The 8558-nt window shown below is 68.7% G+C and carries 7 protein-coding genes, 2 tRNA genes and 1 pseudogene; 4 read left to right on the forward strand and 6 right to left on the reverse strand.

Translation table 11 applies throughout. The annotated features are described in order from the left end of the window. Positions 1–22 precede the first annotated feature (22 nt). The 3 genes and pseudogenes from AB0H49_RS21625 to AB0H49_RS21635 form a co-directional block, all read left to right on the forward strand. Positions 23–523: a PPOX class F420-dependent oxidoreductase gene (locus tag AB0H49_RS21625; protein WP_357253821.1), complete on the forward strand. Its 501-nt coding sequence runs from the start codon at positions 23–25 to the stop codon at positions 521–523. A gap of 207 nt (positions 524–730) precedes the next feature. Further along, entirely contained in the window at positions 731–913 is a 183-nt protein-coding gene (locus AB0H49_RS21630) for a DUF5302 domain-containing protein (protein ID WP_354999258.1), read from the forward strand. Positions 914–1707: 794 nt separating this feature from the next. After that, positions 1708–1815, forward strand: a pseudogene (locus tag AB0H49_RS21635) (4-hydroxy-tetrahydrodipicolinate reductase); the annotation flags it as partial. Positions 1816–2145: 330 nt separating this feature from the next. Here AB0H49_RS21635 and AB0H49_RS21640 read toward each other — a convergent pair. The 4 genes from AB0H49_RS21640 to AB0H49_RS21655 all read right to left on the reverse strand — a co-directional run bounded on the left by AB0H49_RS21640 (position 2146) and on the right by AB0H49_RS21655 (position 4953). Further along, a tRNA-Glu gene (locus AB0H49_RS21640) sits at positions 2146–2218 on the reverse strand. 148 nt (positions 2219–2366) lie between these two features. Further along, a tRNA-Gln gene (locus AB0H49_RS21645) sits at positions 2367–2438 on the reverse strand. A gap of 252 nt (positions 2439–2690) precedes the next feature. Continuing rightward, a complete protein-coding gene (gene gltX / locus AB0H49_RS21650) occupies positions 2691–4166 on the reverse strand; it encodes a glutamate--tRNA ligase (protein ID WP_357253823.1) in 1476 nt (491 codons plus the stop codon). A 13-nt stretch (positions 4167–4179) separates the two neighbouring features. Beyond that, entirely contained in the window at positions 4180–4953 is a 774-nt protein-coding gene (locus AB0H49_RS21655; protein WP_357253825.1) for a fumarylacetoacetate hydrolase family protein, read from the reverse strand. Positions 4954–5138: 185 nt separating this feature from the next. On the opposite strand from AB0H49_RS21655, the gene AB0H49_RS21660 reads away from it, so the two are divergent. After that, a complete protein-coding gene (locus AB0H49_RS21660) occupies positions 5139–6320 on the forward strand; it encodes an MFS transporter (RefSeq protein WP_357253827.1) in 1182 nt (393 codons plus the stop codon). Between the two features lie 357 nt (positions 6321–6677). Here AB0H49_RS21660 and AB0H49_RS21665 read toward each other — a convergent pair whose 3' ends face one another. Further along, positions 6678–7274, reverse strand: a complete 597-nt coding sequence (locus tag AB0H49_RS21665) for a Uma2 family endonuclease (protein WP_357253829.1) — start codon at positions 7272–7274, stop codon at positions 6678–6680. A gap of 96 nt (positions 7275–7370) precedes the next feature. After that, entirely contained in the window at positions 7371–8378 is a 1008-nt protein-coding gene (locus AB0H49_RS21670) for a 3-isopropylmalate dehydrogenase (protein ID WP_354999253.1), read from the reverse strand. Positions 8379–8558: the final 180 nt, after the last annotated feature.

An 8558-nucleotide genomic window follows, 5' to 3' on the forward strand; every position in this document is an offset into this window, starting at 1 on the left:
ATTCGTTCTCTAGAGTTGGCCCATGGGAGTCAACCAACGGGCGCAGATCGTCATGTCGGACGCCGAGATCGCCGAGTTCCTGGAGCGCAGCCGCATCGCGACGCTGGCCACCCTCGGTCCGCAGGGCAGGCCGCACCTGACCGCCATGTGGTACGCGCTGATCGACGGCGAGATCTGGTTCGAGACCAAGGCCAAATCGCAGAAAGCGGTGAACCTGCGCCGCGATCCGCGCGTCACCTGCATGATCGAGGGGGGGCAGACCTACGACCAGCTGCGCGGGGTGTCCATCGAGGGCCGCGCCGAGATCATCGACGACCCGGAGCGGCTGTTCGCGGTCGGCGTGAGCGTCTGGGAGCGCTACACCGGCCCCTACAGCGAAGAGGTTCGGCCGCTGGTGGAGAACATGCTCAACAAGCGGGTCGCGGTGCGCGTGGTGCCCGAGCGGGTACGCAGCTGGGATCACCGCAAGCTCGGCCTGCCCGCGCTGCCGCTCGGCGGCACCACCGCCAACGCCTTGGACTAGGGCATACCTCCGCGCTCGCTCCGGCCACGCGCGGGCTACTGGCGGCGTTCGTCCGGCTGTGTCGCCCGGATCGCGCGCTCCGCATCGAAAATCGAGCTGACATCGGCGCTGTCGCGCGTTAGCGTCGAGTCGTTCGACACGATTCGGCCGGGCAGCGCCGCCCAGCGGGTGGCGCTGCGCCGCGGCCGCGACGACGAGGAGCAGGCGATGACGGAATCGGGTAGTTCCAACGGCAGTGCCGAAGATGTGAAGCGCAAGTTCCGCGAGGCGCTGGAGAAGAAGAACGCCCAGCACGCCAAGTCGACCGACCACTTGGACGGCCACTCGAAGGCGACCGCCGCGCACGGCAACGCCAGCCACAAGCGGGAGTTCCGCCGCAAGAGCGGATAACCACCCATCCGGAACGGGGCGCCAGGGATCGCGAACGGCACATCATCCGCGACTCCCTCGAAGGCGCCCCGTCCTTTATTTCCTCGCTCCGAATCGTCTCCGAATACATCGCACGTAGTTCGGCGCGCCGACGAGTTACAGCGCCCACCCGCACCGCCGACTTCACCCCCACCGAGCTGATCGCCCAGCTCCGCGAATCGTCACCCTCCGCCCGCCGCGCCCCAGGCGCTGGCCCCTCGACCCGCTGGTCGACATCATCGTGCACGGCCAAGACATCGCCCGCCCCTAGGGCCGCCTCCGGCACACCCCCACCAACCGCGTGACGACCTCCTTGGACCACGTCCTCCCGGCCGCTTCTACGACGCCCAGAAACGCCTCCGTGACGCACGCCTGCCCGCGACGGACACCGTTTGGACCACCAAGCGAGGGCAAAGGGAAGTCGAGCCCACAGCGATCGGCCTACTGCTCCTCGCCACAGCCCGCCAAGCTGCGCGCACCTAATGCCGCGTCCAGAATGGTCGGCACGGCAAACCGCCTGAAGGCCCCTTCCATCCGGCCAGACCGACTGCCTGTGACCCTCATCCACCCGACATGCGCGCCCGGTGATCCGACCGGGGGTGGCAGGCGGGCGGACTGGGGTGACAGGTGGGCCGACTGGGGTGGCAGGTGGGCCGACTGGGGTGGCTAACGATCGAATCGCGTGGCCAACCTTCGTGACGGGACACCAGCAGCCCCCGTCTAGCCCGTGAACACACCGCAGGCTGCGAACGCCACCCAGGGGCCGCCCCCTGCGCCGGCACGACTCGATCGACCGCTCCTCCTTCGCCCCGGGCGTGCTGCTCGGTGTCCGGGAGATCGGCGGTCGGCCGGGCCTGACCGTCGGGCTCGATCCGTTCTTGGACACGCCGCGAACCGAGAAAGCCCCCACGAACACACCAACCGCTCGTCACAGACGACCCGCCCGGCCGCTTCCTTCCCACACCGCAGAGAGGACCGGCGAACGCCGAACAACCGAATCCGGCCACGCTCACCCAAAAGCCGCCCAAGCACAGAACACGTCCGAGAACCCAAGCAAAGACTCGAAGCGACGACCCACACCAAACGGGACCACCCGCCAAGGGGGTCCGGGGGGCAAAGCCCCTCCGGGCGGGGCGTGGGGGTCGCACCCCCACAAAACACCTGCGAAGCAAGAAAGGCCCATGCTCTCCATGAGCATGGGCCTTCCACTTGCGTAGCCCCGACGGGATTCGAACCCGCGCTACCGCCTTGAGAGGGCGGCGTCCTAGGCCGCTAGACGACGGGGCCAGGACTGATCATTCACTTTCGTGATGATCTCCGTTGATCTTTCGATCTTTGGAAGCTCGGTTAGTTTAGCTGACCGAAGCTCGGCGACCAAATCGCCGGATGCTGAACCACTTTCGGTCGCGAACCGAGAGACGAACAACATTCTCCGCTGGGGTACCAGGACTCGAACCTAGAATGGCTGAACCAGAATCAGCTGTGTTGCCAATTACACCATACCCCAGTGACCAGTCTTTCGACCCCGCCGTCTGGCTGACTTCGGGGCCGCGTTCCGGCCGAGAAAGAGATTACCAAACCCCTACCGGTAAACTACAAATCGGCTGGTCAGAGCCATGTTTTCGGCCGAAATCGCGGTCCGGGGCCAGCCTGCGCACGTCGAGCGAACCGGTCCCGGCGACCCGCTCGGACCCGGGCGCACCGCCGGACGGTCATCCGTCCACGGCACGCTCGGGTCCGAGCGGGCGTGAGGTAGATCTCAGTCGGCGGGAGCGGTCCACTGCCGCGCGGCAGCCAGCCGAGCCATCGTCGTCTCGCGGCCGAGCAGTTCCAGCGACTCGTACAGCGGCGGGCTGATGTGCGATCCGGTCACCGCGACCCGCACCGGCGCGAAAGCCTTGCGCGGTTTGAGCCCCAAATCGTCGATCAGCGCGGTTTTCAGCGCCTCTTCGATAGCCGGGGTGGTCCAGGACGCCAAAGGCTCCAGCGCGGCGAGCGCGGCGTCGAGTACCGGCACGGCGTCCGCGCCCAGATTCTTCGCGCCCGCCGCGGGATCGATGGCGAACTCTTCGGCAGGCGCGAACAGGAATCGCAAGAGTTCCCAGGCGTCGGTCAGAACCACGATTCTGGTTTGCACCAATTCCGCCGCCGCGGCGAACACCTTCTCGTCCACCTCGGCGCCGATGTGGTTGTGTTCGGTGAGGAACTCGCGCAGCCTGCCGGCGAAATCACCGGGTTCCAGCAATCGGATGTGCTCGGCGTTCAGCGCGTCGGCCTTCTTCTGATCGAAACGCGCCGGATTCGAATTCACTTTCGATATGTCGAAGGCGGCAACCATCTCGGCCATCGAGAACACGTCGTGATCGTCGGCGATGCCCCAACCGAGTAATGCCAGGTAATTCAGCAAACCCTCGGGGATGAATCCGCGGTCGCGGTGGGCGAACAGATTCGACTCTGGATCACGCTTGGACAACTTCTTGTTGCCCTGCCCCATGACGAACGGCAGGTGGCCGAACTCCGGGGTGAACTCCGCCACCCCGATCCGGCGCAGCGCGGCGTACAGCGCCAGCTGGCGGGGCGTGGAGGAGAGCAGATCCTCGCCGCGCAGCACGTGGGTGATCCTCATCAGCGCGTCGTCGACCGGGTTGACCAGCGTGTAGAGCGGGTCGCCGTTGCCGCGGGTGAGCGCGAAGTCGGGCACGGAGCCCGCCTTGAAGGTGGTCTCGCCGCGTACCAGGTCGTGCCAGGTGAGGTCCTCGTCGGGCATACGAAGCCGGATCACCGGGGCCCTGCCGTCGGCGCGGAAGGCGGCGACGGCCTCGGCGCTCAGGTCGCGGTCGAAGTTGTCGTAGCCGAGCTTGGGATCCCGGCCGGCGGCGAGATGGCGCGCCTCGACTTCGTCTGGCGTGGAATAGGATTCGTAGGCCTCGCCCGCCTCGAGCAGCTTGCGAACAACGTCGAGGTGCAGTTCGCGGCGCTGCGACTGGCGGTAAGGGCCGTAGGGCCCGCCGACCTCGGGACCCTCGTCCCAGGTCAGGCCGAGCCAGCGCAGCGCGTCGAGGATGGCGCGGTAGGACTCCTCGGAATCGCGTGCCGCGTCGGTGTCCTCGATGCGGAAGACGAAGGTGCCGCCGGTGTGGCGGGCGTACGCCCAGTTGAACAGCGCCGTCCGGATCAGGCCGACATGCGGTGTACCGGTGGGTGACGGGCAGAAACGGACCCGTACTTCAGTCATGGCTCTCTTTCGATCAGCGTTTGGCGGCAACGGGATTGGTGAGGGTTCCGAGACCCTCGACGGTGACGGACACCTGCTGCCCGTTCTGGACGGGGCCGACGCCCTCCGGTGTTCCGGTCAGGATCACGTCGCCGGGAAGCAGCGTCATGACCGTGCTCACCCATTCGACCAGCTTCGGAATGTCGTGCAGCAGTAGCGAAGTGCGGCTGCGCTGGCGGACCTCGCCGTCGAGCTCGGTGACGATCTCCAGATCCGAAGGGTCCAGCGAGGTTTCGATCCACGGGCCGAGCGGGCAGAAGGTGTCATACCCTTTGGCGCGTGTCCACTGGCCGTCCTGGCGCTGCTGATCGCGGGCGGTGACGTCGTTGGCGACGGTGTAGCCGAGGATCACGTCCTTGGCGCGGGCGGCGGGCACGTCCTTGCACGGGCGGCCGATGACGACGGCGAGTTCGCCCTCGTAGTCGACCTGAGAGGAGCTGGGCGGCAAGATGATCGGGGCGTTGGGCCCGACGATCGCGGTGCTCGGCTTCATGAAGATCACCGGCTCCTCCGGCGCGGGACCGCCCATCTCCGCGGCGTGCGCGGCGTAGTTCTTGCCGACGCACACCACCTTGCTGGCCAGGATCGGCGCGAGCAGGCGCACGTCGGCCAGCGGCCAGCTCCGTCCGGTGAACGTCGGCGTACCGAACGGGTGTTCCGCGATCTCTTTGGCGATGCTGTCGCTGTCCTCCCCCTCGATGCTGACGAACGCGACCCCATCGGGACTGGCAACTCGACCTAGACGCATGCCCCGAAGTCTATCGACCGGCATCGACCTGCCCGAACGCACCCGACCGAGCGGTCCGATCGGCGCGGCGGCGGGCCCCGGAATGCCGTCCGGCGAGAAATCGGGTCGCGCACGGGTGTAGCGTAAGCATCGGTGTTCACTCAGTGAGATCTGAGTTCCATATTATGAGATTCGAGGTGTGGCCCATGGCGACCGTGACAGAAGTACGCGCGGGACGACGGTGGTCCATGCTCGGTCTCGGCGTCTTCGCGCAGGCCGCCAGCGCGGTGTTCGTGCACGGCACCCCGTTCCTGCTGCCCGCGCTCACCGCGCGCAAAATGTCTTTGCCCGCCGCGGGTCTGCTGGTGGCGATGCCCACCGTCGGGTTGGTCTGCACGCTGATCGCGTGGGGTTACGTGGTGGACCGGATCGGTGAGCGGAAAGTGTTGGTCGGCGGACCGCTGGTGATGTTCGCCGCGGGCGCCGCGGCGGCGGTCACCACCAACGACATCGCCCTCGGTGCGCTGCTGTTCCTCGGCGGGGCGGGTGCGGCCAGCACCAACGGCGCCAGCGGTCGCGTCATCGTCGGCTGGTTCCCGCCGGAGCGGCGGGGGCTGGCGATGGGCATCCGGCAGACCGCGCAACCCCTGGGTGTCGGCGTCGGCGCGCTCGCCGTGCCCGCGGTCGCTGCGGCGCAAGGCATTTCGACCGCGATCCTGGTGCCGGCGATCATGGCGGGCCTCGCCGCGGCGGGCTGCTACCTGGGCATCGTGGATCCGCCGCGCCCGGAGGGCAAGGGCGTCGACCGGGCCAATCCGTATCGCGGCGACACCACCCTGTGGCGCATCCACGCCGTGTCCGTGCTGCTGTGTGTGCCGCAGGGCGTGGTGTGGACCTTCGCGCTGCTGTGGCTGCACCGCGACATCGGCTGGTCGCTGCCCGCCGCGGGGGCGCTGGTGACCGTGACCCAAATCCTCGGTGCGTTCGGCCGAATCGGCGCGGGCGCGTGGTCGGACCGGGTCGGCAGTCGGCTCGGTCCGCTGCGGACGGTGGCCATCGCCGCCGTGTTGTCCATGGCCGCACTGGGTCTGAGCGCGTGGACGCAGTGGTGGTGGGCCGCCATCCCGCTGCTTATCGCCGCCTCGGTGATCACGGTGTCCGACAACGGCCTCGCCTTCACGGCCGTCGCCGAGATCGCGGGACCATACTGGAGCGGGCGCGGACTCGGCATCCAGAACACCGGCCAGAACCTCGCGATCGCCGCCATCCCACCGGTTTTCGGCGCTCTGATCACCGTCGGCGGTTTCCCCGCCGCCTACTTGGCCGCCGCAGCCCTGGCCACCGCCGCCATCCCGCTGGTCCCCACCGACAGCCGCACCCCGCGCTGATCGGCTGCTTCCGGGGGGCGTCCCCGTCGGCAACGACCGGGACGCCCTCCGCACCGCGCCGTGGCCCTCGACTGACAGGGTCACGCGGACACATAACGAATCCCGCTGCGGCGCACCGACCTCGCGCACACGCGGTAGCCGATCATCGATGCCAACCATGGCCCTCTTCGCGAGACTGTCCCGCCCGCGCTCTGCGGGGCGCGGCCTCCCCTGCGAACGGCCGACCGAAATCCGCCGCGCCGAAGCACATCGCACGCCTCGACGGCATTCTCCGTACCTATGACGGGCTCGATTGGAGTACGCGCCGGGTCGGACCGAAGAACGGCTCGAGCGTAAACCGCTGCGGGCGAACGCTACTCACACCTCGAGCAACGCCGCCGGGTCCACCTCGACGCGAAAGTGGTTGTGGTGGCCGATGTTCGCACGCAGTGTCGAACCGGGGCCGACGGGCGGGTGGGCGCGGTAGATATCGCCGTCGAGGACGAGTGGGTGGATGCGCACGTGCGGATGGTGTTCGACGATCCAGTACTGCCGGATGCCGACGGCCGCGTATTCCCTGACCTTTCGCACCCGGTCGGTGCGCTCGCTGCCGGTCCCCGGCGCGATCACCTCCACGGCCAGCTGCACCTCGGAGCCGGGCAGCAACCGCGGCGGGTCGGCGACGATGGCGGAGCGCACCACTTCGCGTGGCACCACGACGATGTCGGGTTTCCGGATACCGCCCGGCGTGCTCACTTCCCAACCACCGCCGAGGCAGACGTGCACCTCGACGTCGGCGGCGACGTCGAGGAAACGCGCCAGCCGCTGCGCCACGTGATTGTGCCGAGCGCCGCGGTCGACCTCGACGAGCCAGCCGTCCTCCAGCTCGAAACTCTTGCCATTCGGCAGCGCGTGCAGGTCCCGAATCGTGTAGGGACCCGGCTCCGGCTTACGGCTCGTCCGTCGCTTGGCCACCTGGTCTCCCTGTTCCGCACTCGACCCGAGGGTAACCGGTTCGAGCGCGACGAATCCCCGCGCCACGGGCGGGCGCGGGGATCCGCGGTCGATCGCTCAGACCGAAGCGGCGATGCGGTCGCCGACCTCGACGGTGGACGACGCGCCGGACCGCGCGGCCAGGTCCTTGGCGACGGCGGCCTCGATGCGGGCGGCGGCCTCGGCGTTGCCGAGGTGCTCGAGCAGCAGCGCGACCGACAGAATCGCGGCGGTCGGGTCGGCCTTCGACTGGCCCGCGATGTCGGGGGCGCTGCCGTGCACCGGCTCGAACATGCTCGGGTTGGTGCCCGAGGCGTCGATGTTGCCGCTGGCCGCCAGGCCGATACCGCCGCTGACCGCGGCCGCGAGATCGGTGATGATGTCGCCGAACAGGTTGTCGGTGACGATCACGTCGAAGCGGCCGGGATCGTTGACCATGTGGATGGTCGCCGCGTCGATGTGCTGGTAGGCGGTGGTGACCTCGGGGAACTCCGCGGCGACCTCGTCGACGGTGCGCTGCCACAGCGACCCGGCGAAGGTCAGCACGTTGTTCTTGTGCACAAGGGTGAGGTGCTTGCGGCGCGCCTGCGCCTTGGCGAAGGCGTAGCGGACGACGCGCTCGATGCCGAAACGGGTGTTGGTGCTCACCTCGGTGGCGACCTCGTGCGGCGTCTCGACGCGGATCGCGCCGCCGGTGCCGGTGTACGGCCCCTCGGTGCCTTCGCGCACAACGACGAAGTCGATGTCGGGGTTGCCCGCCAGCGGGCTGGTGACGCCGGGGAACAGCTTCGAGGGGCGCAGGTTCACGTGGTGGTCCAGCGCGAATCGGGTGCGCAGCAGCAGGCCGCGCTCGAGCACGCCGCTGGGCACCGACGGGTCGCCGATGGCGCCGAGCAGAATGGCGTCGTGCTGCTTCAGCTCGGGCAGCACCGACTCGGGCAGGATCTCGCCGGTCGCGTGGTAGCGCTTCGCGCCGAGGTCGTACTCGGTCTTCTCGACGCCGGGCACGACGACGTCCAGCACCTTGAGCGCCTCGGCGATGACCTCGGGCCCGATACCGTCACCGGGGATGACAGCAAGCTTCATGACAACTCCGTTCATTTTCGACCGGACCTGGCCGGACGCTCGGCGAGCAACGCCACGGTACTAGGCGACTCGCCGCGTCCGGCCACCCGGGCGGGACGCTCGCGACCTCCCGGCACACCGCCGGGAACATGCCGCGGGGGGGCCCCCCGCCGGGGCGGGGGGGGGGCCGCGGGGGGGTCC

The sequence above is a fragment of the Nocardia sp. NPDC050713 genome, from assembly GCF_040654315.1.
In the GTDB taxonomy this organism is placed as follows: domain Bacteria; phylum Actinomycetota; class Actinomycetes; order Mycobacteriales; family Mycobacteriaceae; genus Nocardia.